This window comes from Marinobacter sp. CHS3-4, from assembly GCF_030053415.1.
Lineage (GTDB): Bacteria > Pseudomonadota > Gammaproteobacteria > Pseudomonadales > Oleiphilaceae > Marinobacter.
In genome coordinates, this window is the sequence record NZ_JASGBJ010000002.1 from 306,970 (window position 1) to 332,476 (window position 25,507).

Consider the following 25,507-nt stretch of genomic DNA (forward strand, 5'->3'; position numbering starts at 1 on the left):
GACATGAAAAAAGTCAAAACCCGCGATCGTATTCTAAATGCCAGCCTGGCGCTGTTTAACAGCATCGGCGAGCCTAATGTGACGACCTTGCTGATTTCAGACGAACTGGATATCAGCCCTGGTAACCTGTACTACCACTTCAAAAGCAAGGGCGACATTGTTGAGGAATTGTTCGACAGCTACGAGCACGAGATGGCGGACCTGCTGGCGGTTCCGGAAGATGCCGATATTTCCCTCGACCAGCAAAGCTTTTTCCTGCACTTGATGTTTGAGACAGTCGCCCGCTATCGCTTTCTTTATCAAGACCTGGTCAACGTCCTGTCGCGCTACGACCAATTGCAAACGCGTTTTCGCCGAATCCTTAAAAAGAAGACCGACGGTTTTCGCACCTTGTGCGAAAGCTTCCGGCGTCAGAAGCTGATGACAATCAGCGACAGCGAACTTCACGCTCTTTGTGAACAGCTCACTTTAACTGCTTGTTATTGGAGTAGTTTTGATAGCCTGTCTCATCTGGGAGATCGAGATGCGGTAGACCCGGGGCGTGGGGTGTATCAGATGATGTACCTGATGCTGCCGTATTTTGGTGAGGACGAGCAGACAGAAATTGCCATGATGAGCCAGGACTACATCAACTGACGATGACAGCCCTGGCCCAACGTGGCCAGGTGCTCACTCTTCTTCTGACCTGTCCTCATATTTGTCACGGAGGCCTTCGAGCTCCGCTTCCAGCGCCTGAATGCGGCGCTCCATCGCTTCTATTTCTTCCCGGCGATGAATCCCGAGGCGACGCAGTGCCCCGGAAACCCGTTCATCGAACATGTGCTCAAGTCGATCCCAGGTGCCCGTCGCTCTCTGGCGAACGTCACCAACCCGCTCTTCAACGGTTTTGATCTGCTTTTCCACCACGCCACGGGTTTTCGTTTCCAGCTGCTCGCCCTCCTGGACCAGCCGCTCGAAAAATTTACCGGCGTCATCCTCCGCTTTGGTATAAGCGCCCAGACCCGCCAGCCAGATTTGCCGTGCAGAACCTTTTATCTTGCCGGCGAGCTGGTCGTCGGTTTCCGGCTTTTGATCGTTTTCGTCAGACATGCAAAACCTCTGGAGCGTTGACTGGTTACAGAGCCTGATTGTATTACACCAGGGCGCCAAATAGCCATTTCATGCGCCTTAGTATAAGCGCTGCCTGAATATGCAAAAATGTGATCAATCAACCCATCAGCTACGCTTGATTTGCACAGATTTTGTACAATACTGGATAGACCGGTGTCCCTGCTGACATCGGTTGTCTGGAAGTCTTTCATGGATACTACTCGCACGCCTCTGCCCGGCCATCAGCGCCGGGCTTTTTTGTTCCCGCGTTTTAGTTATATACTTAGGTCATTAGGTTATAACTTGCTTAAATGAGGACATCATGATGGACATTGCCTGGGCACAATTCACCCCCTGGACCGCTTTGGCCGGCGGCGCCTTGATTGGTGCCGCTGCGGCTATCCTGCTTTTGTTTAACGGACGAATTGCCGGTATTAGCGGCATTCTCGGTAGCCTGCTGACAACGAGAGGCTCCGACCTGCCCTGGCGAATTGCGTTCATCAGCGGGTTACTGCTCGCGCCCCTGCTCTGGTTGCTGGCTGCCGAGCGGCCGGCAATTGAAATCAATGCTGGCTACCCGGCATTGATCAGCGCCGGACTGCTTGTTGGCATTGGTACACGATACGGCTCGGGTTGTACCAGCGGCCATGGCGTTTGCGGGCTCTCGCGATTTTCGATGCGCTCACTGGTTGCCACGCTGAGCTTTATGGGCGCCGGTTTCGTCACTGTTTACATCATCCGACACCTGATTGGAGGAGCCTGAATCATGGCCTACAGCATTGCATCGCTCATCGCAGGCCTGGTCTTCGGTTTCGGGCTTATTCTCAGTGGTATGGCCAATCCCGAAAAGGTTCTAGGTTTCCTGGACCTGGCGGGCCAGTGGGATCCCTCTCTGGCACTGGTGATGGCCGGTGCCATTGTCATTGGCGTTTTCGCGTTTCAGTGGGCAGGAAAACGTCCGATGACGTTCTTCGGACGTGAGTTTTCCATCCCGAACAAAACCTCTATCGACAAACGCCTGGTGGTCGGTAGCCTGATGTTCGGTGCCGGCTGGGGGATTGCCGGCTTCTGTCCAGGGCCCGCCATGGTCGCTCTGGGTGCGGGTGAGCAGAAAGCCTTCGTGTTTGTCCTGGCGATGGTCGCCGGCATGATGATTTTTGAAGTTGCCGAAAAACTTCGGGCTCCGGCCTAAACCAACCTCAAAGGCCTCTGACAGTCAATGCCGCCTGTGGCATGATGGCTGTCGCTTTTTTTGTTTCCGATCAGGAGATTCTATGGACATCAGACCGATTGATGACCGCATTGCGGTTTCCCCGCAGCTGGCAGTCAACGATATCGCAGAGTTGGCAAAACAAGGGTTCAAAACCATCGTTGCAAACCGACCCGACCGCGAAGAGCCGGGCCAGCCACCCATGAGTGACCTGGAAGCGGCCGCGGAAGCAAACGGTCTGAAATGGATCTATCAACCCGTAGAGTCCGGTAATATTCTTGACAGTGATGTTGATCGGTTTGACCAGATGATCCGTGAAGCAGACACCCCCGTACTAGCTTTCTGTCGCAGTGGCACCCGCTGTACCGTGCTCTGGGCCCTCAGCTCAGCCAGACGAGAGCCTGCAGATGAAATCATCAATAAAGCTCGCGGCGCCGGTTACGACATCAGTGGCCTGACTCCTCGCATGGCACAGCAGGCCGGACAATAAACCCGATTCGCACCAGCAGCAGGATCCACCATCATGCAGTACACGGGTACCGCGAACTTCAGTCACGACCACCCAGAAAAAATAGGCGTATTGGTTACCAATCTAGGCACTCCGGATGCGCCCACCACCTCTGCCCTTCGTCGTTATCTGGCCGAGTTCCTGTGGGACCCGAGGGTGGTTGAAGTACCCAGACCCATTTGGTGGATGATCCTGCACGGAATCATCCTGAGGATTCGGCCCAGCCGCTCGGCGAAAGCTTATTCTGGAGTCTGGCAACCAGAGGGTTCGCCGCTGCTCATACACACTGCCAACCAGGCAGAGGGCATCAGAAAGGAACTGCAGGGCAAATACGGCAACAATCTGTTGGTGGCTTTTGCTATGCGCTACGGCAATCCTGGCATTGGTCAGGTGCTGGACGAGCTGCAATCGCAGGGTGTCCGCAAGTTACTGGTTCTTCCGCTGTATCCTCAGTATTCAGCATCTACCTCCGCGAGCACCTTTGACGCTATTGCAAAGGATTTTACCAAGCGACGCTGGTTACCGGATCTGCGATTTATTTCCCATTACCCGGACTACCCGCCTTACATCGAGGCCATGGCCGAGCATATTCAGGCCCACTGGAAGGCTCATGGCCGTAATCAGAAACTGATTCTGTCCTATCACGGCGTGCCCCTGAAATACCTCACCAAAGGCGATCCGTACCACTGCGAGTGCCATAAAACCTCTCGCCTGTTGGCCGAGCGGCTGGGTTTATCGAGTGACGATTACATGACCACCTTCCAATCTCGATTCGGGCGCGAGGAGTGGTTGCAGCCCTACACCGACGAAACGCTGAAGTCCCTGCCGGAAAAGGGTGTAAAATCGATAGATGTCTTCTGTCCTGGTTTCTCATCGGATTGTCTGGAAACCGTCGAAGAGATTGATGAGGAAAACCGGGAGTACTTTGAGGAAGCGGGCGGAGAAAGCTTTAGCTACATTCCGGCACTGAACGCAACCAGCGGCCACATCCGTGCGCTGAGCCAGCTGATTGAAGAAAATCTTCAAGGCTGGCAGATTCCCAAGAACAGCCCGGAGGAGCTCTCCGCGAGAGTTGAGCGTGCACAGGCGCAGAAGAACGCACAGTATGCCGGCCGGGACTTGTGATTCCAGAGTCAGGTAATCCAAGAGACCAACGATGAAACTGAATTGCGATCTGGGGGAAAGCTACGGCGCCTGGCAAATGGGCCAGGACGAACAGGTCATGCCGCTGATCGACATGGCGAACGTCGCCTGCGGTTTCCATGCGGGGGACACCAGCGTCATGCGCCAGACAGTAGCCCTGGCTGCCAGACATGGCGTTGCCATCGGCGCTCATCCCTCCTATCACGATATTGCCGGTTTTGGCCGGCGCTCGATTCCCCATTCGCCAGATGAAATTGAAGCCCTGATGCTCTACCAGCTGGGGGCACTAGATGGCATCTGCCGCGCAGAGGGATTAAAGCTCTCGTACGTGAAACCCCACGGCGCCCTGAACAACGACATGATGCGGGACATGTCGACCCTTGAAGCCGTCATGGCGGCCATTCACAAGTACGACAGTTCACTTCCCCTGATGCTGCCCGTAACGGTGAACCACGACCGTCATAAAAAGCTGGCTGCCTATGTAGGCATTCCGGTGCTTCTGGAAGCATTTGCAGACCGCGCCTATGACGATGAAGGCCAACTGGTCTCCCGGCGCCTGCCAGGCGCAGTGCATCAGTCTGTCGATAAGATCGTCGATCAGGCAATATCCTTCGCCAACAAGGGCGGCGTTCAAAGCACTTCGGGCCAGTGGCTGGACCTGCCGGCGGACAGCCTGTGCGTTCACGGTGATACAGAAGGGGCTCTGGCCGCTATTCGCCACATCAGAGACGCGCTTCAGAATCCAAAGGCATGATCAGGCCGGTTTCTGAAAATGCCCTGCTTGTCACCCTGGCTGACGAAATCCGCCAAGAGCTTCCTGCCCAACTCCGCTCGCTGTGCGAGCAACTTGAGGCACAGAAATGGCCGTGGCTGGAAGACCTGATTCCGTCCTACACAACCCTTTTAATCATTTACGACCCCGACCAGCTGGATTTCCGGCAGGCGATCGCAGCAATCAGACCGATACTGGCTGCCGAGGGCTCAGGTTCGGCGAATAAGCCCGAAAGCAGGACGATCGAACTTCCGGTCTACTACTCCCCGGAATCCGGTCCAGATCTTGAAGCGCTGGCCGCTGCCTGTTCACTTTCCGTCCCCGACGTTATCGAAATGCACACAGCACAAACCTATCAGGTGTTCGCCATGGGCTTTGCGCCCGGTTTCGGGTTCCTGGCAGAGGTAGACCCTGCAATCGCCCATCCAAGAAAAACCACGCCAAGAAAATCCGTGCCCGCAGGCAGTGTTGGGATTGCCAATCGCCAGACCGCTGTCTATCCGGTGAGTTCGCCCGGCGGGTGGCAGCTGATTGGTCGTTGCCCAACAAGGCTATTTGATCGAGATTCCCTGTCCCTGCTTGCCACTGGCGATCAGGTACGTTTCCGCAGCATCAGCCGCGAAGACTATCTGGCACAGGGAGGTGAATTGTGAGCTTCGGACATAAAGGCCTTTTGATTAGCAAGCCCGGCGCCAGTGCTACCGTTCAGGATGTTGGACGCACGGGATTTCGACATCACGGATTGGCAAAAGGCGGCGCAATGGATCTGCACGCTTTTTACTGGGCCAACAAACTGCTGGGCAACGCATTGGACGCGGCCTGCCTTGAAATCCTGCTGGGGGGATTCGAAGCCCGGGCTGAAACCGACATCACCATAGCCGTCACCGGTGCCTGTGCAGATGTTGCTGTAAACGGTCAGGCGTCGGACCTCTGGCAGACCATTGAACTTAAAGCTGGCGACACCCTCAACATTGGTCATGCTAAATCCGGCCGAATCCTGTATTTGGCCCTGCCCGGCGGTATAAAAAGCCCTGAATGGTTCGCCAGCCAGTCCGTTGTGCCGCGAGAAAAGATAAAAGGACTGGAGCCTCTTAAAGTGGGTGGTCACCTGGCCGCCGCAAGACCTCAACAGAACATTGGTCGTCGCTGGCTTCCTCTCGCTGACAGGCCCGACTATTCGAGAGATCTTCGTCTAACACTCATTCCCGGCTATCAGCACCACCAGTTCAGCAAACAAGATTTGCTGCGTTTAACCACCCACGACTATCAGGTTACCCAGCAATCCGACCGAATGGGCTATCGCCTGCAGGGGCCAGCCCTTCAGGACGTGCCCTCCGGAATTATTTCGGAAGGCATCGCCGACGGCGCTCTGCAAGTTCCAGGCGATGGTCAACCCATTGCGCTTATGAACGATTGCCAAACCATTGGCGGCTACCCGAAACCCGGCGTTATCGCAGCCGTCGGGCGCTATCGGCTCTCACAACGTTTACCGGGACAATCGATTCGGTTCGAATTTGGTGATTTGGCAGATGCGCAGAACGAATTGCGGTTGTTCAATCGCTTCTTTGCGAAGAGCCAATGGCGTTCAGAAAAGGAATGCTGGACTTGGGAATAAAAAGAGAGGAAAAGTGGCGGTGGGCCAGGGATTCGAACCCCGGGAAGGCTACTAACCTTCGGCGGTTTTCAAGACCGCTGCATTCAGCCACTCTGCCAGCCCACCGTTTTTCCACAGCCGTCGTTGCGACAGCGGGGTGAATGATACCGGAATTGCCTGTGCTGTCAACGCCCTGCAACCAAACTGATGATTGTTGAAAGGAAGAATCGATTCATTCAGGTCTGAGGGCTTGGATTACACGTATTTAACGGAATCTTTCCCAACGTTTGGGGTCAGAAACGATTGAAAGTTGGGAATTCGCCATTATTATGGACTTAACACATTTTGGAATGGGCGAATGGTCGCCCAGACCTACAGGCTGTACAAACCGGAGATGACTGAGAATGGATAACAGACAGTATAGCGTTCAGAGTCAGAGAACCACGGTTCACCGCGGTTCGGCTTCTACGCCAATCGGCGCGGAAGCGAAAAAGGTACTGCGCAATACCTACACTTTACTGGCCATGACTCTGCTGTTCAGCGCAGGCACGGCGGGCGTTTCCATGGCCATGGGCCTGAGCCACATGGTGGGTCTGATGTGCAGCATCGGTGCCCTTCTGCTGATCTGGCTGGTTCTGCCAAGAACCGCTAACAGCTCTGCTGGCATTGGTGTTGTCTTTGCCTTCACAGGCCTGCTTGGCCTCTCGCTTGGCCCAATCCTTTCCTATTACCTGGCCATGTCCAATGGCGGCCAGATTGTAATGCAGGCGCTGGGCGGCACTGGCGTTGTGTTCTTTGGTCTTTCCGGCTACGTGCTGACAACCAAGAAAGACTTCAGCTTCATGCGCGGCATGCTGGTCGCCGGCCTGATGGTTGTGATCGTCGGTATGCTGGGTTCGCTGGTTGCCAGCATGTTTGGCGTTGACGTGACTGTCTTCAGCCTTGCGCTGAGCGCTGCGATCGTGTTCCTGATGTCTGGTTTCATCCTGTATGACACCAGCCGCATCGTGAACGGCGGTGAGACCAACTACATCCTGGCGACAACAGGTCTGTACCTGAATATCTACAACCTGTTCGTAAGCCTTCTGCACATCATCGGCGCGTTCTCCAACGAATGACCGACGCGCAGTCTGAGCTGACAGGAACCCCGGCACATGCCGGGGTTTTTACGTTAGTGATCACCGGAGCGCCTTATTCTTCCCAGGCTCCGCAGACAGCCCTGGACTTTGCCCGTGCCGCATTGAAGGCAGGCAAGCAGATTGACCGGGTGTTTCTGTATGGTGACGGTGTCCATCTTGCGTCCGCGTTACTGGCTCCGCCATCAGACGAAGCAAATCTTGCCCGGGCCTGGGCTGATCTGCTGACAGAACACCAGATCCCCGGCGTCGCCTGTATCGCATCGGCACTGCGTCGAGGCCTGGTGGACGAATCAGAGCAGAAGCGATACCAATTGCCCGCCTCCAACCTGGTTGCTCCGTTTGAAATTGCGGGGCTGGGTGAATGGGTAGCGAGCACCGCTTCCGACTCTCGCGTCCTGTATTTCCACAAAGGCGCCTGACCATGAGTACCCCGAAACGCACACTGATCATTATTGACCAGGCGCCCTATGGGTCCTTCGAAGGGCGCGAAGCACTGGATATGGCTTTCTCTCTGGCTGCCTTTGACCAAACCGTGTCGATACTATTCAGTGGGCCCGGCGTAAACTGGCTGCGCAAAGGCCAATTGGCTGCAGATATTCATCAAAAGTCCGTTGAAAAGAACCTGGCAGCGGCACCGATCTTCGGCGTCCAGGCGTTACTTGCGAATGCGGCGGACTGCGAGTTGTTTAATCTCACCCAGGACAATCTGCTTGAACAGGTCGAACTGGTGAAGCTCACACCAGAATTGACTGGCCAGTTTAACCACATCACCTTTGCGGGTTAGGAGCTGACGTCGTGGCACCGATTCATACGCTTCATATCCTGAACAAAACGCCAGGCCACCAGAGGCATGAGGCGTGCCTCGCTGCGCTGGGGCCACAGGATGCTCTTGTGCTGATCGAGAACGGGGTGCTCGCCCTGGCCAAAGGCCTGGATACAGACGTTGCCTGTTATGCCCTCATGCCGGACGCATCGGCCCGAGGCATTGAGGATCCAGCCTCCGAAGTGACAATGGTTTCCTTTGACGATATGGTGGCGCTTACCTCTGCGGCCGAGAACGTGATTAGCTGGTGAACCATGTCAGATTTGACGATGCCCGAACGTAACAACGAAGGCTTTCTGGAAAACGCGTGGGACTGGAACGACCGGGTCGCGGAAACGATTGCCGAAGACGATGGCTTGGAGCTGACCGAAAAACACTGGGAAATCATAAGGTTTCTGCGAACTTTTTATGCTGAATATGAAGTTTCGCCGCCTTCAAACCGGCTCTTCGTCAAAGCTGTGAAAGAAGCACTGGGCGAGGAAAAGGGAAACAGCATTTACCTGATGCAACTGTTTCCCGGCACGCCGGCGAAAACTGCGTGCCGAATTGCCGGTCTGCCGCGTCCGACCAACTGCCTCTAGGCTCATCGGTCTCCAGAATTCCTACGCCCCCCATCGGGGGGATCACCCAGCAGACTGCTCAGTCCGTTCTCGAATAAGCCGGAGCCAAACCGGCGAAACTGACGCGAGGACTCTTTCAGGGTTGCCTCTGGTAAGTCCTTGAAGGTCTCTTCCACGCCTTCCCGAACACCGCGTTTAACGCCGGGTTCGATCTGACGCGCCGCTTCAATGACCTCGCCTACTTTCTTATCGAGATATGGCCGCACGACGGCGATCCAGAAACCCGCAAGTACCAGCAACACGGTCAGGCCCGTGGCAACCACCACGGCAAGCAATGTCCATCCAAATGCCATATCGGTTCTCCTTGTCGTGGTGTGATCTAACCCACGAATCCAGTAAGTGCAAAGAACTGAACTGCGCCTGCCAACAACCCCAGCAAACCGCCAACAGCCATCAGTTCCCACTCTTCCTCACGAAACGCAGGGCGAAGGATGTCCTGGAATTCCGCAGGGCCCAGAGCTTTCATTTGTTCAGACAATACACTGGCCACAACCGGTGCCCGTTCGCGATTGAAAGCGGGATCAGAAAATACATCATGCGTCGCCAGAACCGCTTTCTGATTCATGGCCTTTTTCAGGTCCGTGTATCCGGTCATACCAACCGTCACCTGTGCCGTCAGTTTCATCACGACGGAGTTGTCCAGCAAAGGCCGCAGGTGTTTCTGGATAATAGCGCGGGTTCGGTCCCCGTGACGGCCGTTAATCATGGCATCTGCCACTTTCTCCACCGTTATCAACTCCTCCGCCACGAGCTTTGCCCAGACATCGCTGATTTCAGGCTGACGCTTCAGAAACAAGCCCTGCACCTTCCAGAACAGAAACCTGCGAGGCTCCAGAGGCCGAAAAATAAGATTGATGGCTATCCAGTTGGTGAGAAACCCCACTGCAAAACCTCCGACCGGTAACAGCCAGGGTTCCGGAAATCTCAACCACAGCGGCACCAGAATCGCACCCAACAGGCCGCCGATGATGGCACCACGACTGATCACCGAGCGCAGCTCCGCAGAGCCTGCCTGTTGGAAAATACGGTTCATCAGGTCCGGGTGCTCCGCAAGTTCGCGGCTTAGCAGTGCTTTGAGATCCACAAGGTCATTCAAATCGTCGCCGAAATCTTCAACCAGAGACTCAATGCGGTTGGGCAACTGCTCTCTTCCCCAGCGGTATATCCGGTTTCTGACAAACAGCGGCAAGTTATCCCAGAGCACCGGCTGAAGGTCGTACATGACCTCGTCAATGTATTCGTCCATTCGAGGGCCGACCTGGGAGATCACCTGCTCAACGATCTTCTCTGGCTCCAGTTTTCGGTAAACTGCGTTCAGGTCTCCAAACTGCTGAAGTGTCCGGTCAATGCAGATGTGAGCCATCTTTTCAGCTTTTCGGGGGATAACGCCCTGCCAGCCAATGGAGCCGACCCCCAGAAACTGCACCGGATAAAACGACATCTGAATCGCGAGCCAATTGGTAAACCAGCCCACAGCTGCTGCCACTAAAGGCACTGAAATAAGCGCTACATCAAGCAAGTGGTGCCCCAACCAGATAAATAAAAGCGCATGATAGCCATCCTTTGATCGTCATTATGTGATGATCATGCGGAAATGGGACTTCAAGGACATTGGCCGAGTCGACCTGGAATCCGCGGTTAAATGGCAGCAACCCCCAATCCTCGGCAAACAGGAACGAAAAAGCCGGCAAATGCCGGCTTTTAATGACGCGAGCGTAGTAAATCGTCGTCTTGGCTTACTGGTAGTAGGCGTTTTCTGTGTAAGAGTGGTCAGTCACGTCGCGAACCGCCGTAATCTCTGGCACACGCTCTCTGAGCGTGGTTTCAACGCCTTGCTTGAGCGTCAGACTTACAGCACTGCAACCCTGGCATCCGCCGCCAAAACGAAGGACGGCAATGGATTCGTCAGCCACTTCAACCAGCGACACCTCACCACCATGAGCCGCCAGGCTGGGATTGATTTCAGAAGCCAGCACGTACTGAATCCGGTCTGGAAGCGGCGCGTCATCGTCCACTTTGGGCACCTTGGCATTGGGCGCCTTGATGGTCAGCTGACCGCCCATCTGATCCTTGGAGTAGTCCACATACGCTTCTTCAAGGAAAGGCACCGAATTATGGTCCAGGTACAGGGTGAACTTCTCCAGATCAACCTGCTCGTCAGTCGGCACGACCTCATTTGGCGGGCAATAGGCCAGACAGGTCTCAGCATTCTTGGTGCCGGGCTGAGTTACGAAAATGCGGACACCCATGCCTTCTACATCCTGCTTTTCGATCAATTGTGCAAGATAGTCCCGAGCGGGATCAGTCACTGTCACCAAAGCCATAGTTACAACCCATTGGAAAGTTTCCCCCGTATTTTAAGTGAGATCGCGCCAACATGAAAGACCAAGTAAATTACTCAGGCTTTAGTTGCAGATCCGTGTCTGGAAGTTGACATGGCAACGGGACGACCTGACCCAATTTTGCTATGATCCCGCGCCTTGGAACCAATCATGAAATCCGGAAGTTATTATGACCGATCGCGAAACCCGTCTGAAACAGCTTCATAAAGCCCTGCAAGAGCGCATCGTGGTGCTCGATGGTGGTATGGGCACGATGATTCAGAACCTGAAGCTGGACGAAACAGCGTTCCGCGGCGATCGGTTTGCTGACTACGACCGGGAAGTTCAGGGCAACAACGATCTGCTGAACCTGACACAACCTGCCCTGCTGCGAAATATCCACGCCGATTACCTGGAAGCCGGCGCCGATATCATTGAGACCAATACCTTCAACTCAACGCAGCTTTCGCAAGCCGATTACGGCCTCGAATCCATTGCCAGAGAGCTGAATGTGGCCGCAGCAGAATTGGCAAGGGAGATTGCAGACGATTTCACGGCCCGCAATCCTGACAAGCCCCGGTTTGTGGCGGGTGCCGTTGGACCAACCTCCAGAACCGCGTCGATTTCTCCGGATGTGAATAATCCCGGCTATCGCAACGTGGATTTTCAGACCCTGGTCGACAACTACTACGAAGCGGTGGATGGGCTTGTCGCGGGTGGTTGCGACCTGATCCTGATTGAAACCATTTTTGACACCCTGAATGCCAAGGCGGCCATTTACGCCACGCAGCAGTTCTTCGAAGACAGCGGCGTTGCTCTGCCGATCATGATCTCCGGCACCATTACAGATGCGTCTGGCCGCACGTTGTCTGGCCAGACGACCGAAGCTTTCTGGAATTCAATTGCGCACGCCAAACCCATCTCTGTGGGCCTGAACTGCGCCCTGGGTGCCGACGCATTGCGGCCTTACATCGAAGAGCTGTCGACCAAGGCCGACACCTATGTCAGCGCCCATCCCAATGCGGGCCTGCCCAACGAGTTTGGTGAATACGACCAGACCCCAGAGGAAATGGCCGACATCATCGAGGGCTTTGCCCGGGATGGATTCCTTAACATCATTGGAGGCTGCTGTGGGTCCAGGCCGGACCACATCGAAGCCGTAGCCAACGCGGTCGCCAAATACCCGCCCCGCAAAATCCCCACACCCAAGCCGGCGTTACGCCTGTCAGGGCTGGAACCCTACACTGGCGACGAAAACACTTTGTTTATCAACGTCGGTGAGCGCACCAACGTCACCGGTTCCAAGCGTTTCCTGCGCCTGATCAAGGAAGAGCAGTACGAGGAAGCCCTGAGCGTTGCCCGTGATCAGGTTGAAAACGGTGCCCAGATCATCGATATCAACATGGACGAGGGCATGCTGGACTCAAAGGAAGTCATGGTGACTTTCCTGAATCTGGTTGCCTCGGAGCCAGATATCTCCAAAGTTCCATTGATGATCGACTCCTCCAAATGGGATGTGATCGAAGCTGGCCTGCGCTGCATCCAGGGCAAAGCGGTGGTGAATTCCATCAGTCTGAAAGAAGGCGAAGACGAATTCCTGAAGCGGGCCAAAGACTGCATGCGTTACGGCGCTGCGGTGGTTGTTATGGCGTTCGATGAAGACGGTCAGGCCGATACTTTCCAGCGCAAGACCGAAATCTGTAAACGGTCCTACGACCTGCTGGTTGACGCGGGCTTTAACCCGGCAGACATCATCTTCGACCCCAACATTTTTGCCATTGCCACCGGCATCGAAGAACACAACAACTACGCTGTGGATTTCATCAATGCAGCGCAGTGGATTCGCGACAACCTGCCCCACGCGTCGATTTCCGGCGGTGTCAGCAACGTGTCCTTTTCTTTCCGGGGCAACGACGCAGTGCGGGAGGCTATCCACTCGGTATTCCTGTACCACGCCATCAAAGCTGGCATGAACATGGGCATTGTGAACCCGGGCCAGCTGGTAATCTACGACGAGATCGATCCGGAACTGAAAGAACTCGTGGAAGACGTGGTGCTGAATCGCCGGGAAGACGGCACTGATCGTCTGCTTGAGATTGCCGAACGCTACCGCGGCAAGGGCGGCAAAACCCAGGAAGAAGACCTGGCGTGGCGGGAGTGGCCCGTCGAGAAGCGCCTTGAGCATGCCCTGGTCAAAGGCATCACCAGTTATATCATTGACGACACGGAGGCCTGTCGCCAGCGAGCAGAGCACCCCATTGAGGTGATCGAAGGCCCGCTTATGGACGGCATGAACGTGGTGGGCGACCTGTTCGGCGACGGCAAGATGTTCCTTCCACAGGTCGTCAAAAGTGCCCGGGTAATGAAACAGGCTGTTGCACACCTGATCCCTTACATCGAAGCGGAAAAATCCGAGGGACAACAGGCCAAAGGCAAGATTCTGATGGCCACGGTAAAGGGCGATGTTCACGATATCGGCAAGAACATTGTCGGCGTCGTCCTGCAATGCAACAACTACGAAGTGATTGATATGGGCGTCATGGTGCCCTGCGACAAGATTCTTGAGAAAGCCCGAGAAGAAAACGTCGACATCATCGGCCTGAGCGGGCTGATCACCCCGTCGCTGGACGAGATGGTTCATGTCGCCCGCGAGATGCAACGACTGGACTTCCACGTCCCATTGATGATCGGTGGCGCTACCACCTCAAAGGCTCACACGGCGGTCAAAATTGAGCCTCACTACGAGAACGACCTGTCGCTGTACGTTTCCGATGCGTCACGCTGCGTCAACGTGGCCTCGCAGCTGCTGAGCAAGACTGCGAAGGGCAAGCTGGTTGAGGATACACGCAAAGAATACGACGAGATTCGCGAGCGCCGGAAAAACCGCGGCGAACGAACCAAGCTGGTATCACTGAAAGAAGCCCGCGACAGAGCTCCGGAAATACCCTTCGAGGGTTATCAGCCACCCAAGCCGGCTTTTACCGGTATTCGCACCTTTGAAACCTGGGATCTTGAAGAGCTGGTTGACTACATTGACTGGTCTCCGTTCTTTATTTCCTGGGACATGTCCGGCAAATACCCGGCCATATTCGATGACCCCAAGCGTGGAGACGCTGCCAGAACGCTCTTTAACGACGCCCAGGAAATCCTCCGACAGATGATCGAGGACAAGCGGGTGTCAGCCAAAGCCGTCATTGGTTTCTGGCCGGCCAATCGTCGCGGCGACGACATCGTGTTATACACCGATGAAACCCGATCAGAAGAGCTGACCACCCTGCACCACCTGCGTCAGCAAGATGAAAAGGCCAAAGGCAAGCCTATGACGGCACTGTCTGATTTCGTGGCACCTGAAGGTGATGGCCCCGTCGATTATGTGGGCGGGTTTGCCGTGACCACCGGCATCGGCGCCGAAGAATTCTCGGTGGAGTTCAAGGACCGGAACGATGACTACAACGCCATCATGGTCAAGGCACTCGCTGATCGTCTGGCCGAAGCTTTTGCCGAACGCATGCATGAGCGTGTCAGAACCGAGTTCTGGGGCTACGCAAACAACGAGAACCTGAAGAACGAAGACCTTATCCGCGAACGCTACCGCGGTATTCGTCCAGCGCCGGGTTACCCGGCCTGCCCGGACCACACCGAGAAAGCGACTTTGTTCGAGCTATTGAAAGCGCCGGAAAACGCCGGAATCGAACTGACCGAACATTTCGCCATGTATCCCACCGCTGCCGTGTCGGGATGGTACTTCTCCCACCCGGACGCCAAATATTTTGCCGTGGGCAAGATTGGCGTCGACCAGGTGGAAGACTATGCTGACCGCAAAGGCATCTCCAAAGCTGACGCAGAACGTTGGCTGGCTCCAAGCCTGGCCTATGATCCCGCCGAGTAATCGTCGGCGGGATCATAGGCATACTTCGAGAACGGACCAATACACCGAGCAAGACAGGATTCGCGAAATGAAACAGGATGAGCAGGAGAAAAGCGGTAAGCCTCGCAAAGGCCCGGGCGTTCTTAAGGTACTTCAGAGCGTTCTCGCGGGCGCTATTGGCGTTCAATCCAATAAGCGCCGCGAAGAGGATTTCTCAAGCCACAGTCCGTGGCCCTATATCGTGGCAGGCATCATTTTCACGGCCGGGTTCGTGATCACCCTGGTGGTCGTCGTGAAGATGGTTCTGGCCAGCCAATAACTTACTGGCCGGAAACCCAAACAACCGCAAAAGCGACAACGAGCATGACCAGCAGCACCGCTGCAACGGCATCGGCCTGACTATCGGTCGTTGAAGACTTCTTCATAAACCCTTCTCCTTGTTGTTCTCTGTTAATTATTGATTATTGTCAGAATGACACGGACTTAAACAAACAATCTATGCCTTTAGCGGCGTTGAGTCTACCCCCGCACCGCCCGTTTCATATCGCTAAAATCGATTAACATATTTGAAAATAATCATTTTAACAATAATGAAGCGGTGATATTCTGCCGCCCATATTGGTGCAGATCCCGTTTTTAGCGCTTCAGCAGGACATCCCACTATGTACGTTTATGACGAACACGATCGGCAGATCGCTGCCGAGCGGGTTGAGCAATTTCGTGACCAGACCCGTCGAGCACTGGCCGGCGAGCTTGCCGAAGAAGAGTTTCTTCCGCTTCGCCTTCAAAATGGCCTTTACGTTCAACGCCTCGCGCCTATGCTGCGCATCGCCGTGCCCTATGGCATGCTGAGTTCAAAGCAGTTGCGCGCGCTGGCACGCATTACCCGCGACTACGATAAGGGTTATGCGCATTTTACCACCCGCCAGAACGTTCAGCTTAACTGGCCGGCCCTGGAAGACGTGCCTGATATCCTCGCCGAGCTGGCCGAGGTAGAGATGCATGCCAACCAGACCAGCGGTAACTGCATCCGAAACACGACAACCGATCAGTTCTCTGGCGCCCAGGACGACGAAATAGCCGACCCTCGCCCCTACTGCGAAATCATCCGCCAGTGGTCGACGTTTCACCCTGAATTTGCTTTTCTGCCGCGGAAGTTCAAGGTAGCAGTGAATGCTTCCGAGCATAGTGATCGTGCAGCGATTCAGGTTCACGACATCGGACTGCAACTGGTTCGCGATAACAACGGCGAATTGGGCTTCCGAGTGCACGTCGGAGGCGGTCTTGGACGCACCCCCATGGTGGGGCCCGTCATTCGTGAGTTCTTGCCAGAAAAGGACTTGCTGACCTATCTGGAAGCTGTTCTTCGTGTATATAACCGGTACGGCCGTCGTGACAACAAATTCAAGGCGCGGATCAAAATCCTGGTGAAGGCGCTGACGCCCCAAGGATTCGCAGAAAAAGTGGAAGCGGAATGGGCTCACATTAAGGATTCCCCTACTCAGCTGACACAGGACGCCATTGAGAAGTTCAAAACCTACTTCACTGAGCCGGCCTATGAGCAGGTGCCCGATGTGAAGGAGACCCTGGCCACGCAGCGTTTCGAAAATCGTGCTTTCGATCAGTGGATCGCACACAACGTGGATGCCCATAAGAAGCCGGGGTATGCCATCGTCACGCTGACCATGAAAAAGACCGGTACTCCTCCGGGGGACGTCACCGACCGGCAGTTGGAGCAAATTGCTGATGTGGCGGATCAATACAGCTTTGGCGAAGTGCGCGTAACCCATCAGCAGAATGTCGTGCTGGCCGATGTGCGGCAGGACAAGCTGTTTGAGCTTTGGGAAGCCATCACACCGATGGGTTTTGCAACGGCCAACCTGAACACCCTGACGGACGTTATCTGCTGCCCCGGTGGCGACTACTGCTCGCTGGCAAATGCCAAGTCTATTCCGGTCGCAGAAGCTATCCAGCGCAAGTTTGACGACCTGGACTACCTCTACGATATCGGCGATGTGGACCTGAATATTTCGGGCTGCATGAACGCCTGTGGCCATCATCACGTTGGGCATATCGGCGTACTCGGTGTCGACAAGAAAGGCCAGGAGTTCTATCAGATCAGCCTGGGTGGCTCCTCCCATCACGATGCGGCCATCGGCAAGATTCTTGGTCCGTCGTTTGCCCGTGAAGACATGCCAGATGTTGTGAAGAAGATCATCGATGTGTATGTCGATAACCGCACTCAGGAAGAGGCCTTCCTGGACACCTATCGCCGAATCGGGATTGATCCATTCAAGGAGCGCGTTTATGCCTGAAGTGATTACACATGATGGGGCCATTCTCAACGACGAATGGATTGTGGTTGAACGCCCGGCTGAAGGTGAATCCCTGGATATTCCAAGTCGCCCGGCATTGATCCCGGCCGACTTGTGGCTGGCGGGGAAAGAGCATTTTCTCGGCCGCCAGGACATTGGCGTGTGGTTTGACAGCCACCAGGAGCCGGAAATGCTGGAAGGCCTGGTGAACGAGCTTTCCGTGATTGCGGTGAATTTCCCGAAATTTGCGGATGGTCGCGGCTACAGCATCGCCAGATTACTTCGGGAGCGCCTGGGATACGAAAACGAACTGCGGGCTATTGGTGACGTACTGCTGGATCAGCTTCAGTTCATGAAGCGCTGTGGTTTCGACCGCTTCGTGCTCCGGGCCGATAAAAATGCCGAAGAAGCGGCTCGCTGCCTGAACTTCTTTACGCAGGGTTATCAGGCGGCAACGGACACCGATATTCCGCTGTTCCGTCGCCGCGCTTCCTGATATCAGGGCTGAATCACAGCCTCTGACTCACTGATCAGAGGCTGTGATCGAGAACGATTTTCCCGGACGACATTCCTTTCAGAAACGCGCTCAGCGCATCATCCAGGTCACCTCGCCCAATATCTCTGGCAGACGCTTCCGTGACCGGGCACGCCCAATCACCCGCCAGGCGCCCCCAAACAAGCTGCTTCTCGGCCAGCGGAATCTCTACCGAGTCGACACCCAACAGATTATTTCCCCTCAGAATAAACGGCAAAACGGTGGTTTCCAGCTGCGGGCCGGCCACCAGGCCGCAACAGGCCACAGAGCCACCGGGTATAATCTGCTTCAGCATTTCAGCGAGTGGTGAACCACCCACCGTATCGATGCCGTTTGCAAAGATGGGCTTGAGCATCGGCTTTTTGGTGGCATCGAATGTATCTCGCCCCAAAACTTCACTGGCTCCCAGTTCTTTCAGATTCTCGGCGTGCTCAGCCTTGCCGCTCACCGCCACAACGTCAAAACCAAGACGCCCCAGGATTTCAACCGCAACACTGCCTACAGCACCACTGGCACCACTGACCACAACTTTACCCTGCTCCGGTTCGGCACCCATGCTAAGAAGTTTCTTGACGCACAAACCGGCTGTAAGGCCGGCGGTGCCGTATATCATGGCCGTGCGCGCATTCCATCCGGAAGGCATAGGTACGCACCAGGCCGCTGGCACTCGAATATACTCACCGAAACCACCGTCGGTGTTCATGCCGAGATCGTAACCGGTTACAAGCACTGGATCGCCGGCCTTCAAAGGCCCGGCTGAGGCCTCCACAACCTCCCCGGCCGCATCAATACCCGGGGTGTGCGGAAACTCCCGGGTAACGCCCTTATTTCCGGACGCAGACAGCGCGTCCTTATAATTGAGGGAAGAATGAGTCACTTTGATCAGCACTTCGTTATCCGGCAGATCAGACAACTGCAGCGTCTTTTCAGAACCAGCATAACCGCCATCGACTTCTTCAACGCGCCACGCTTTAAATTCTGTTGTCTCTGTCATCATGCTTCCCCGTTGTGGTTGGCTTTACTGTATTTTCTGATTCCGAAACGCCCCGATGACGCGCCACACTGTGTGCTCAAGCGCGGCACTGGTCGCAAGGCCAAGTTTTTCCGGCAGCGTACGTTTACGCTGATAAGTCACCGAGATTACGTCTGCGCGATCACAGGCTTCAATGAGATATTCGTCTGAGGTCTTGATCTCATCAATCAGGTTGACCTCAAGAGCCCTGCGGCCAAACCAGATATCCCCGTTTGCAACGGCGGAGACGTCCAGGCTCGGCCGCCGCTCGCTGACGTAGTCCTTGAACAAAACGTGGGTGTCTTCCAGATCCTCCAGGAACTTGGCCCGCCCTTTATCGGTGTTTTCGCCGAACATGGTCAGCGTGCGCTTGTGCTCGCCCGCCGTCAGAACTTCGAAATCCACATCGTTCTTTTTCAGCAGCCGATGGAAGTTAGGCAACTGAGCAACGACACCGATGGACCCGAGGATCGCGAAAGGCGACGCGACTATGCGATCCGCAACGCACGCCATCATATAGCCGCCACTGGCAGCGACTTTATCGACACAGGCCGTTAACGAGATGCCCTTGGCACGAATGCGGTCCAACTGGGCTGCGGCCAGGCCGTAGGAGTGCACCATGCCACCGCCACTTTCAAGCCGGACAACCACTTCGTCTTTTTCCGGATCAGCAATGCTCAATACGGCAGTAATCGAACGGCGCAGCGGGTCCGTGTCACTGGCTTTGATATCGCCATCAAAATCCAGCACAAAAACTCGAGCCGCCTGCTCTGGAGACTCGTCACCGGACTTTTTCTGTTTGGCCTTCTCTTCTTTTTGCTTGGCCTTGTCTTTCTTCTTGCGCAGTTTCTCAAAGCGCTTTCGTTCGCCGTCGGAGCGCAGCTTGTCCTGTAAATGCTCACGGAGTTTGCGGTACTTGTCATTGAGCTTGCGAACTTTAAGCTCACCTTCGTCACTGGCATCACCCTTGTCTTTCTGCGCAGCGGAAGCGATGACTGAAATAATGACGAGTATCGCCACTACCAGCGTGACAGTTTTAGCAATGAACAGTCCGAAATCGGTCAGGAATTCCAAGTTATTTCTCCAGAATGAATCTTGTAGCGCTCGATTGTAACCGAGGAGTTTCAGGGTACAAGCCAACTGACGATTAAAGCGCTGGAGGCAAATTAAAACAAGCGTTCGATCGGGCTTGACACCGCTTTTCACTCACCCTAAAGTCGGATGGCGATGCTGGCTCACATAAAGCCAATACCAATCATACAAAAGGGTAACCACATGTCAGTAGCAGAGGTTTTCGACAAACTCGAACAGAATTTCAACGCCGATGCAGCCCAGGGCCTGGACCTGGTGTTTCAGTTCGACATTGAAGACGACAAGACCTACCACCTGGTCATCAAAGACGGCAGCTGCACCAAGGCCGAAGGTGCACATGATGATCCGTCCGTCACTCTGATCATGAACTCAGAAACGTTGAAGGGTATCGTTTCAGGTGAGACCGATGGTATGCAGGCGTTCATGGCCGGTCAGCTTCGCGCCGAGGGCGACATGATGCTGGCTACTAAGCTGGGCGAGCTGTTTGATATGGGCTGATCGCCGCTTCAAACAAAAAACCCTGCTCGATGGCAGGGTTTTTTTATACCTGATAAAAGACATCTCCATCAGCCGTCTTCGTCACTACAACCCCACATCGTCCAGAGACGACTCTGCAAGTTTCAACAGGTCTTTGTTGCTTTCCTCATGGCGCCCGACACTCTCGATGTAGTACTCCAACGATGTCAGCCCGTCGGCCAGGGCTTCCAACACCTGCGCTGCAGGCGCTTCTTTTGAATCCAACAAACGATACTGTATCGATTGCGCGACCCGCTCCAACACTTCTGCGGCGGCGGAATCATTCAGCATCTGAAGCCCGCCCCATATGCTGTGCAGGGTTCCTGGGAGATTGGCAAGGTGCAACTTGTCGTAATCGGACTCGATAAACGCAGTAATGGCCCGTTTTGCCAGGGTGAGTGCACTTTTGGCCTCGTCTGCAACCACAAAAGTGGCTTCCCGAAGGTACAGGGATTCTTCCCGGGTACGCTGACCACCCGCCAGCGCATCGGTTTCAGACGTAATTCCGCGAGTCACGATCTGCAATACGGCGTCTTCAATCCCCAAGACGGAGTCTGCCAGCAAATACAGCTCGCTTTCTCCAGGAAGCCGATTCTCTTCTTCCCAACCTCGCAGTTTGGCCGCTTCGCTTCTTGCCATTGCACCCAGCTGATTCAAATCCAACATGACCAGGGTGTTGGACAAACGCTCAAGTGCGTCGGCAATCGAACTCAGCTCTGCAAGATCCGGTTCAATGCCCCGCTCCACAATATCCAGTTTGTCCTTCAACTGATTGAGCTCATCCTGCAAAGCGCTAGACAGCGATTGCAGAACATCGGTGCCGGGGCCGTATAGACGACGGGCGTGCGCCTCAAACATGCGATCCGGAAATTCGGCGGGTGCCAGATCAAACGCCGATAAAACGGAGACTACTTCGGGGTTGGCGGAACCACTCCGGTAAAGCAGATAAACCAGATCCCTTATTAGAGAATCGGGCGCATCCTTGGCGGTCGCAACCTTGCCCACGTATACCACTTCTCGTGAGTATTTCTCGATGCGCATGAACAGGCGCTTGCGAGCCTTACTGAAACTCATGGAGCGATCCAGCATGGCATCTGCCACCATGGCCACCAGGCACCACATCTGACCCATAGGCGCGCCCTGGCACAGCCTCACAAATCCACGGGCAGCCCTGCTGAAAAGTTTCTGACTGACGACCGGGTTTTTTTCTCTCAGCACTCCCAGAAGCGCCACCTGAAAGGTCAGGCGCATTCGGCGAGCCAAAATCTCATAATCTGCTTCGTTACCTTCGAACCCCTCCACAGATACGTTCGTGCAGAAATCAGGGCGTTCTTTGACGTCAACATCGAAAAAACAGGATTCCGGGTAGGGCTTCTCGCGGCGGGCTTCCCGCAAATCGTTGATCACAGGCAACAGGAGCTCTGGATGATCAACCCGCTGTTGGTGGTAATACTCGACGTAGCGCCGAAGGATAAACAGGGCGCTGTTCAGAGTCGTCAGCAGAATGTTCTTGTCATCGTTGGCGCCAACCGGAACGTCGTTGGCCATGGTAACCGCTTCCTGGCACAGCAACGTTCCTGCTCGCAACTCAACCAGAATAAAGATACCCCGAAGCTGGTTGAGAAAATCCACGCAGTTTTGCAGGTCCTCGCCACTTTCCCGATTTTCCTGAAAACGTTCCAGGCTGGATTCTGCGTTTTTTATGGTCTGTTCGATCTCGCTTTTCACGAGATCAAAGGACTGCGATTTCGTCGCCAGAGACGATTGAACCATAAACGCTTCCTGTTATTTGTGCGGACCTTCTTGGCGCAACGCTTCTTGCATTGCATTTCCGCCGCGCGTCCCAACGCGCCATGTTCCCGGATGCTGCCTTGCTTGTTTTTCTGCATGGCGTTTATAAACGTCCGCAAAAAAATGGCGAACTAACCATTACTTATAACACAAAACTCAAGTAGCTCAAGAAAGCGGAAATGTAACAGTACGTGACTTAATTTGACGTTTGAAGCCGATCCCACACTGTCTGACCCGACTTTTTGGCAAGCGTAGCCATAAACTCGTCGTGGGCCGCCGCTTCTTCTTCATTGGCAGTCACGACCGGCAAGACCTCGCGACTGGAAGGCAGGCGCCGAACACCCAGTCCGCCACCGGCGGTATCGCTGCCGGCATCCAGGGATAGCGCTGTCTGACCGCCCGTCAGTAACAGGTAGACGTCGGCAAGGATTTCGGCGTCCAGCAAAGCGCCGTGAAGGTCACGACTGCTGTTATCCACGCCATAGCGCTTACACAGGGCGTCCAGGTTGTTCTTCTGGCCCGGGTGCTTCTTTCGCGCCACCGCCAGGGAGTCCACAACGGAACAATGTTCGTTCGTCTTACGAACCGGTTTCAAACGGGCGAACTCGGCGTCCATAAACCCGATATCGAACGCCGCATTATGGATGACCAGCTCAGCACCCTTGATGAACTCGAAGAACTCGTCTGCAACGTCCTCAAACCGCGGCTTATCCGCAAGGAATTCATTGGTAATTCCATGGATTGTGATGGCTTCGGCCTCGACTTCACGCTCTGGATTGATATAGACGTGATAGTGCCGACCGGTAAGCTGTCTCTCCATGAGTTCCACACAGCCGATTTCGATAATCCGGTGGCCTTCAGCCGGATCGATGCCAGTGGTCTCTGTATCCAGCACGATTTGTCGCATTGCCTAGTTTCTCCCGCTTAAAAGATCATCGACACCCTGATTGGCAAGCTGATCTGCCATCTCATTACCCGGGTTGCCAGCGTGCCCTTTGACCCAGTGCCAGTTAATCTGGTGCCGACCGACTTCTTCGTCCAACTGACGCCAGAGGTCTTCGTTTTTTACTGGTTTTTTTGCGGCTGTTTTCCAACCGTTCTTCTTCCACCCATGCATCCATTCCGTGATGCCCTTCCTGACGTACTGGGAATCGGTGTAGAGCTCCACCTCGCAGGCACGTTTGAGCGCTTTCAGGCCTTTGATCGCAGCCATCAGTTCCATGCGGTTGTTGGTTGTGTCCCTTTCACCTCCGTGGAGGCACTTTCTCGCATCGCCGTAATTCAGTACGGCGCCCCAACCACCCGGGCCAGGGTTGCCTTTGCAGGCTCCATCCGTATAGAGAACCACCTTGCCTGCCATTTATTCTCCCATATAACTATTCCTGGATACGCCACGGGAAGCGCCCACTGTGCCTCTTGCTGGCATCGGAATGACCTTCTGACTGCGCCATACCGGCTTTCGAGGTAAGCGCGAGTAAACCCGTTTTTTGGCAAGGATACAGTAATAGGCCCCGACAGGCAGGAACCGATTACCGCACAAGCGCTCGACAATTCCCCGCCCTTCACTGAGTGCAGCGGCCTGTAGCGGCATTTTGAAGAATCCCGATTCTGTAGATTCCACCGAAAAGTCCAGCAACCTGAGCCAGTCTTCCATCCGCGATTTCAGCATAAACCTGCCACCCCAAGGGCCCAGCTTGTGCCGGGAGACCAACCTGCGGATGCCCCAGAGCCCGATCGGGTTAAAGCCCATCAACACGATAGAGCCCTCACCTCTCAACACTCTGGAGGCCTCCCTCAACGCCTGGTGCGGGTGCGGGGAAAAATCTGCGGTGTGATGAAGAATAACCAGGTCCATGGATTCACCGGGAAACGGTAACTCGTCTGCGTCACAGACCGCGACGCCATCGGGCATACGATCATGCCAATTAGGGGTTGTGAGAATTTTCTGTGAAAAATCCGTACCTGTTGCCAGAGGAAGCCGATGACTCAGGGCCACATGCAGCTGCCTCGCCCCGGTCAGGTCACCGGCCAGCCGATCAATCCGGGCGCGCTGGTCCGCCAGCAGAGATCGGCCAAGGGGCGTCTGATACCAGTCTTCAAAACTGATGTGACGGGCCGAAAAATCGATCTGGCGTGACTGTTTTGGGCTCATGGCTGATTCTTGCTCATGGCTGTATTCCTCTATGGGTGATGCTCTATCATAACAGCCACATTCCGACTGCACATGGGGTAGACCAATGCTGACCATGACACCAATTCCGGCCTTCAGCGATAACTACATCTGGTGCCTTGCCAACAGTGAAGACGGCAAAGCCCTGATTGTCGATCCCGGCCAGGCTGACCCGGTCGTTGATCATCTGAGCCAGAACCATCTGACACTGGACACTATTCTGGTCACCCACCACCACCCCGACCACACGGGCGGTATCCGGCAGTTGGCCTCTCGATATCCGGATTGCCGCATTGTAGGCCCAGCAGACTCGCCCTTCTCCGGAGTGACAGAGTCTGTGAACGCCGGGGATTCGGTGTCCTGGAATGGCCTTAACTTCGATGTCTACGAAGTTCCGGGGCACACGCTTGACCACATTGCCTTTTACTCAGAAACCGAAGTGGGCGGCCACCAGATACTTTTCTGTGGCGACACCCTGTTCGTGTGCGGCTGCGGTCGATTGTTCGAGGGCTCACCAGCTCAGATGAAGCAGTCCCTGGCTTCGCTGCGCCAGCTGCCCGATACGACGGCAGTGTACTGTGCCCACGAATACACCCTTGCCAACCTCAAGTTTGCCCGCCACTGGCTGCCGGATGATACCGACCTCGCCGCCTTTGAGAGCCGATGTAAAGCGCTGAGAGACAAGGGTGAGCCAACCGTGCCTTCAACCATCGGGGACGAGAAGCGACTGAATCCATTTCTTCGCTGGGATGACAGGATGGTGGTCAGTTCGGCCCATCGTTACGCAGAACATCATCAGCTCCAGTGCAACAACGAGACCGAGGTTTTTGCCGCTGTCAGACATGGCAAGGATCACTTCTGAACACTTATTAACCGATTCTGTCGCTGCTGTAACACAGGGCCTGTTGACCGCTCAGAAAGGCATCCAATAGACTCAAGGTAATGTTTTTGCATTCTTGAACCCGCCGGGAACCCGCAACATCGGCGGG

29 protein-coding genes and 1 tRNA gene are annotated in these 25,507 nt (G+C 55.0%); 19 read left to right on the forward strand and 11 right to left on the reverse strand.

Translation table 11 applies throughout. From position 1 onward, the window contains the following. Positions 1-3 precede the first annotated feature (3 nt). Entirely contained in the window at positions 4-636 is a 633-nt protein-coding gene (locus tag QLQ17_RS09400) for a TetR/AcrR family transcriptional regulator (RefSeq protein ID WP_283209328.1), read from the forward strand. 33 nt (positions 637-669) lie between these two features. On the opposite strand, the gene QLQ17_RS09405 is transcribed toward QLQ17_RS09400, so the two are convergent. Further along, the gene (locus tag QLQ17_RS09405) at positions 670-1,089 is read right to left on the reverse strand and encodes a phasin family protein (RefSeq protein WP_283209329.1); all 420 of its coding nucleotides are present in this window, start codon (positions 1,087-1,089) and stop codon (positions 670-672) included. A gap of 325 nt (positions 1,090-1,414) precedes the next feature. Between QLQ17_RS09405 and QLQ17_RS09410 the strand changes: the two genes are divergently transcribed. The 7 genes from QLQ17_RS09410 (at position 1,415) to QLQ17_RS09440 (ending at position 6,337) form a co-directional block, all read left to right on the forward strand. Next, positions 1,415-1,852, forward strand: a complete 438-nt coding sequence (locus tag QLQ17_RS09410; RefSeq protein ID WP_283210141.1) for a YeeE/YedE family protein — start codon at positions 1,415-1,417, stop codon at positions 1,850-1,852. A gap of 3 nt (positions 1,853-1,855) precedes the next feature. Continuing rightward, a complete protein-coding gene (locus tag QLQ17_RS09415) occupies positions 1,856-2,281 on the forward strand; it encodes a YeeE/YedE family protein (RefSeq protein ID WP_283209330.1) in 426 nt (141 codons plus the stop codon). A gap of 82 nt (positions 2,282-2,363) precedes the next feature. Beyond that, positions 2,364-2,789 carry a protein tyrosine phosphatase family protein gene (locus QLQ17_RS09420; protein WP_283209331.1) on the forward strand — a complete coding sequence of 142 codons (426 nt, stop codon included), beginning with the start codon at positions 2,364-2,366 and terminating at the stop codon, positions 2,787-2,789. Between the two features lie 33 nt (positions 2,790-2,822). Next, positions 2,823-3,932, forward strand: coding sequence for a ferrochelatase (gene hemH, locus QLQ17_RS09425; RefSeq protein ID WP_283209332.1), 1,110 nt, complete (start codon positions 2,823-2,825; stop codon positions 3,930-3,932). Positions 3,933-3,963: 31 nt separating this feature from the next. Beyond that, a complete protein-coding gene (locus QLQ17_RS09430; protein ID WP_283209333.1) occupies positions 3,964-4,704 on the forward strand; it encodes a 5-oxoprolinase subunit PxpA in 741 nt (246 codons plus the stop codon). Further along, positions 4,701-5,375, forward strand: a complete 675-nt coding sequence (gene pxpB / locus QLQ17_RS09435) for a 5-oxoprolinase subunit PxpB (RefSeq protein WP_283209334.1) — start codon at positions 4,701-4,703, stop codon at positions 5,373-5,375. The genes QLQ17_RS09430 and pxpB overlap by 4 nt, the downstream gene beginning before the upstream one ends. Then, positions 5,372-6,337 carry a 5-oxoprolinase subunit C family protein gene (locus QLQ17_RS09440; RefSeq protein WP_283209335.1) on the forward strand — a complete coding sequence of 322 codons (966 nt, stop codon included), beginning with the start codon at positions 5,372-5,374 and terminating at the stop codon, positions 6,335-6,337. The genes pxpB and QLQ17_RS09440 overlap by 4 nt, the downstream gene beginning before the upstream one ends. Positions 6,338-6,351: 14 nt before the next feature. Here QLQ17_RS09440 and QLQ17_RS09445 read toward each other — a convergent pair. Continuing rightward, a tRNA-Ser gene (locus QLQ17_RS09445) sits at positions 6,352-6,442 on the reverse strand. 278 nt (positions 6,443-6,720) lie between these two features. On the opposite strand from QLQ17_RS09445, the gene QLQ17_RS09450 reads away from it, so the two are divergent. From QLQ17_RS09450 to QLQ17_RS09470, 5 genes are read left to right on the forward strand one after another with little or no spacing between them, the layout of a single operon-like run. Next, the gene (locus QLQ17_RS09450; RefSeq protein ID WP_283209336.1) at positions 6,721-7,434 is read left to right on the forward strand and encodes a Bax inhibitor-1/YccA family protein; all 714 of its coding nucleotides are present in this window, start codon (positions 6,721-6,723) and stop codon (positions 7,432-7,434) included. Next, positions 7,431-7,874 (forward strand): sulfurtransferase complex subunit TusD, encoded by a 444-nt coding sequence (gene tusD / locus QLQ17_RS09455; RefSeq protein ID WP_283209337.1) that lies wholly within the window; start codon positions 7,431-7,433, stop codon positions 7,872-7,874. The genes QLQ17_RS09450 and tusD overlap by 4 nt, the downstream gene beginning before the upstream one ends. A 2-nt stretch (positions 7,875-7,876) precedes the next feature. Next, positions 7,877-8,239 carry a DsrE family protein gene (locus tag QLQ17_RS09460; protein ID WP_283209338.1) on the forward strand — a complete coding sequence of 121 codons (363 nt, stop codon included), beginning with the start codon at positions 7,877-7,879 and terminating at the stop codon, positions 8,237-8,239. Between the two features lie 11 nt (positions 8,240-8,250). Further along, a complete protein-coding gene (gene tusB / locus QLQ17_RS09465; protein WP_283209339.1) occupies positions 8,251-8,529 on the forward strand; it encodes a sulfurtransferase complex subunit TusB in 279 nt (92 codons plus the stop codon). A gap of 3 nt (positions 8,530-8,532) precedes the next feature. Further along, positions 8,533-8,859 (forward strand): TusE/DsrC/DsvC family sulfur relay protein, encoded by a 327-nt coding sequence (locus QLQ17_RS09470; protein ID WP_283209340.1) that lies wholly within the window; start codon positions 8,533-8,535, stop codon positions 8,857-8,859. A 2-nt stretch (positions 8,860-8,861) separates the two neighbouring features. Here the strand turns inward: QLQ17_RS09470 and QLQ17_RS09475 are convergent, their stop codons facing one another. The 3 genes from QLQ17_RS09475 to nfuA form a co-directional block, all read right to left on the reverse strand. After that, positions 8,862-9,191, reverse strand: a complete 330-nt coding sequence (locus QLQ17_RS09475) for a hypothetical protein (protein ID WP_283209341.1) — start codon at positions 9,189-9,191, stop codon at positions 8,862-8,864. A 26-nt stretch (positions 9,192-9,217) separates the two neighbouring features. Further along, complete coding sequence (locus tag QLQ17_RS09480; protein WP_283209342.1) at positions 9,218-10,384, reverse strand: DUF445 domain-containing protein; 1,167 nt, start codon at positions 10,382-10,384, stop codon at positions 9,218-9,220. Positions 10,385-10,634: 250 nt separating this feature from the next. Then, positions 10,635-11,222, reverse strand: coding sequence for a Fe-S biogenesis protein NfuA (gene nfuA / locus QLQ17_RS09485; RefSeq protein ID WP_283209343.1), 588 nt, complete (start codon positions 11,220-11,222; stop codon positions 10,635-10,637). A 187-nt stretch (positions 11,223-11,409) separates the two neighbouring features. On the opposite strand from nfuA, the gene metH reads away from it, so the two are divergent. From metH to QLQ17_RS09505, 4 genes are all read left to right on the forward strand, one after another. Further along, positions 11,410-15,108, forward strand: coding sequence for a methionine synthase (metH, locus tag QLQ17_RS09490; RefSeq protein WP_283209344.1), 3,699 nt, complete (start codon positions 11,410-11,412; stop codon positions 15,106-15,108). Between the two features lie 67 nt (positions 15,109-15,175). After that, positions 15,176-15,406 (forward strand): DUF2970 domain-containing protein, encoded by a 231-nt coding sequence (locus tag QLQ17_RS09495; RefSeq protein WP_283209345.1) that lies wholly within the window; start codon positions 15,176-15,178, stop codon positions 15,404-15,406. Between the two features lie 343 nt (positions 15,407-15,749). Next, positions 15,750-17,402: a nitrite/sulfite reductase gene (locus QLQ17_RS09500; RefSeq protein ID WP_283209346.1), complete on the forward strand. Its 1,653-nt coding sequence runs from the start codon at positions 15,750-15,752 to the stop codon at positions 17,400-17,402. Next, positions 17,395-17,898: a DUF934 domain-containing protein gene (locus QLQ17_RS09505; RefSeq protein ID WP_283209347.1), complete on the forward strand. Its 504-nt coding sequence runs from the start codon at positions 17,395-17,397 to the stop codon at positions 17,896-17,898. The genes QLQ17_RS09500 and QLQ17_RS09505 overlap by 8 nt, the downstream gene beginning before the upstream one ends. Positions 17,899-17,932: 34 nt before the next feature. Here QLQ17_RS09505 and QLQ17_RS09510 read toward each other — a convergent pair whose 3' ends face one another. Together QLQ17_RS09510 and sohB are read right to left on the reverse strand one after the other, a co-directional pair. Continuing rightward, positions 17,933-18,931, reverse strand: a complete 999-nt coding sequence (locus tag QLQ17_RS09510; RefSeq protein ID WP_283209348.1) for a YhdH/YhfP family quinone oxidoreductase — start codon at positions 18,929-18,931, stop codon at positions 17,933-17,935. A 24-nt stretch (positions 18,932-18,955) separates the two neighbouring features. Then, positions 18,956-20,023 (reverse strand): protease SohB, encoded by a 1,068-nt coding sequence (gene sohB, locus QLQ17_RS09515; protein WP_283209349.1) that lies wholly within the window; start codon positions 20,021-20,023, stop codon positions 18,956-18,958. 201 nt (positions 20,024-20,224) lie between these two features. Between sohB and QLQ17_RS09520 the strand changes: the two genes are divergently transcribed. Beyond that, positions 20,225-20,539: an SCP2 sterol-binding domain-containing protein gene (locus tag QLQ17_RS09520; RefSeq protein ID WP_283209350.1), complete on the forward strand. Its 315-nt coding sequence runs from the start codon at positions 20,225-20,227 to the stop codon at positions 20,537-20,539. An 84-nt stretch (positions 20,540-20,623) separates the two neighbouring features. On the opposite strand, the gene QLQ17_RS09525 is transcribed toward QLQ17_RS09520, so the two are convergent. The 4 genes from QLQ17_RS09525 to QLQ17_RS09540 form a co-directional block, all read right to left on the reverse strand. Continuing rightward, on the reverse strand, positions 20,624-22,330 hold the full coding sequence (locus tag QLQ17_RS09525) for a FimL-related protein (protein ID WP_283209351.1): 1,707 nt from the start codon (positions 22,328-22,330) through the stop codon (positions 20,624-20,626). A gap of 214 nt (positions 22,331-22,544) precedes the next feature. Continuing rightward, positions 22,545-23,255, reverse strand: a complete 711-nt coding sequence (gene dnaQ, locus QLQ17_RS09530) for a DNA polymerase III subunit epsilon (RefSeq protein ID WP_283209352.1) — start codon at positions 23,253-23,255, stop codon at positions 22,545-22,547. A 3-nt stretch (positions 23,256-23,258) separates the two neighbouring features. Further along, positions 23,259-23,708: a ribonuclease HI gene (gene rnhA, locus QLQ17_RS09535; protein ID WP_283209353.1), complete on the reverse strand. Its 450-nt coding sequence runs from the start codon at positions 23,706-23,708 to the stop codon at positions 23,259-23,261. Continuing rightward, positions 23,709-24,500, reverse strand: a complete 792-nt coding sequence (locus QLQ17_RS09540) for a class I SAM-dependent methyltransferase (protein ID WP_283209354.1) — start codon at positions 24,498-24,500, stop codon at positions 23,709-23,711. A gap of 85 nt (positions 24,501-24,585) precedes the next feature. Between QLQ17_RS09540 and gloB the strand changes: the two genes are divergently transcribed. After that, the gene (gene gloB, locus QLQ17_RS09545) at positions 24,586-25,380 is read left to right on the forward strand and encodes a hydroxyacylglutathione hydrolase (RefSeq protein WP_283209355.1); all 795 of its coding nucleotides are present in this window, start codon (positions 24,586-24,588) and stop codon (positions 25,378-25,380) included. Positions 25,381-25,507: the final 127 nt, after the last annotated feature.

Excerpts from the sequence above, each read along its gene's own strand:
- pxpB (WP_283209334.1), top strand. The coding sequence starts at position 4,701 with ATGATCAGGCCGGTTTCTGAAAATGCCCTGCTTGTCACCCTGGCTGAC.
- nfuA (WP_283209343.1), bottom strand. The coding sequence starts at position 11,222 with ATGGCTTTGGTGACAGTGACTGATCCCGCTCGGGACTATCTTGCACAA.
- QLQ17_RS09540 (WP_283209354.1), bottom strand. The coding sequence starts at position 24,500 with ATGAGCCCAAAACAGTCACGCCAGATCGATTTTTCGGCCCGTCACATC.
- QLQ17_RS09510 (WP_283209348.1), bottom strand. The coding sequence starts at position 18,931 with ATGACAGAGACAACAGAATTTAAAGCGTGGCGCGTTGAAGAAGTCGAT.
- QLQ17_RS09505 (WP_283209347.1), top strand. The coding sequence starts at position 17,395 with ATGCCTGAAGTGATTACACATGATGGGGCCATTCTCAACGACGAATGG.
- QLQ17_RS09475 (WP_283209341.1), bottom strand. The coding sequence starts at position 9,191 with ATGGCATTTGGATGGACATTGCTTGCCGTGGTGGTTGCCACGGGCCTG.
- QLQ17_RS09525 (WP_283209351.1), bottom strand. The coding sequence starts at position 22,330 with ATGGTTCAATCGTCTCTGGCGACGAAATCGCAGTCCTTTGATCTCGTG.
- rnhA (WP_283209353.1), bottom strand. The coding sequence starts at position 23,708 with ATGGCAGGCAAGGTGGTTCTCTATACGGATGGAGCCTGCAAAGGCAAC.
- QLQ17_RS09410 (WP_283210141.1), top strand. The coding sequence starts at position 1,415 with ATGGACATTGCCTGGGCACAATTCACCCCCTGGACCGCTTTGGCCGGC.
- metH (WP_283209344.1), top strand. The coding sequence starts at position 11,410 with ATGACCGATCGCGAAACCCGTCTGAAACAGCTTCATAAAGCCCTGCAA.
- QLQ17_RS09470 (WP_283209340.1), top strand. The coding sequence starts at position 8,533 with ATGTCAGATTTGACGATGCCCGAACGTAACAACGAAGGCTTTCTGGAA.
- QLQ17_RS09405 (WP_283209329.1), bottom strand. The coding sequence starts at position 1,089 with ATGTCTGACGAAAACGATCAAAAGCCGGAAACCGACGACCAGCTCGCC.
- QLQ17_RS09415 (WP_283209330.1), top strand. The coding sequence starts at position 1,856 with ATGGCCTACAGCATTGCATCGCTCATCGCAGGCCTGGTCTTCGGTTTC.
- gloB (WP_283209355.1), top strand. The coding sequence starts at position 24,586 with ATGCTGACCATGACACCAATTCCGGCCTTCAGCGATAACTACATCTGG.
- dnaQ (WP_283209352.1), bottom strand. The coding sequence starts at position 23,255 with ATGCGACAAATCGTGCTGGATACAGAGACCACTGGCATCGATCCGGCT.
- QLQ17_RS09495 (WP_283209345.1), top strand. The coding sequence starts at position 15,176 with ATGAAACAGGATGAGCAGGAGAAAAGCGGTAAGCCTCGCAAAGGCCCG.
- QLQ17_RS09430 (WP_283209333.1), top strand. The coding sequence starts at position 3,964 with ATGAAACTGAATTGCGATCTGGGGGAAAGCTACGGCGCCTGGCAAATG.
- QLQ17_RS09450 (WP_283209336.1), top strand. The coding sequence starts at position 6,721 with ATGGATAACAGACAGTATAGCGTTCAGAGTCAGAGAACCACGGTTCAC.
- tusD (WP_283209337.1), top strand. The coding sequence starts at position 7,431 with ATGACCGACGCGCAGTCTGAGCTGACAGGAACCCCGGCACATGCCGGG.
- QLQ17_RS09420 (WP_283209331.1), top strand. The coding sequence starts at position 2,364 with ATGGACATCAGACCGATTGATGACCGCATTGCGGTTTCCCCGCAGCTG.
- QLQ17_RS09400 (WP_283209328.1), top strand. The coding sequence starts at position 4 with ATGAAAAAAGTCAAAACCCGCGATCGTATTCTAAATGCCAGCCTGGCG.
- QLQ17_RS09500 (WP_283209346.1), top strand. The coding sequence starts at position 15,750 with ATGTACGTTTATGACGAACACGATCGGCAGATCGCTGCCGAGCGGGTT.
- hemH (WP_283209332.1), top strand. The coding sequence starts at position 2,823 with ATGCAGTACACGGGTACCGCGAACTTCAGTCACGACCACCCAGAAAAA.
- QLQ17_RS09520 (WP_283209350.1), top strand. The coding sequence starts at position 20,225 with ATGTCAGTAGCAGAGGTTTTCGACAAACTCGAACAGAATTTCAACGCC.
- QLQ17_RS09460 (WP_283209338.1), top strand. The coding sequence starts at position 7,877 with ATGAGTACCCCGAAACGCACACTGATCATTATTGACCAGGCGCCCTAT.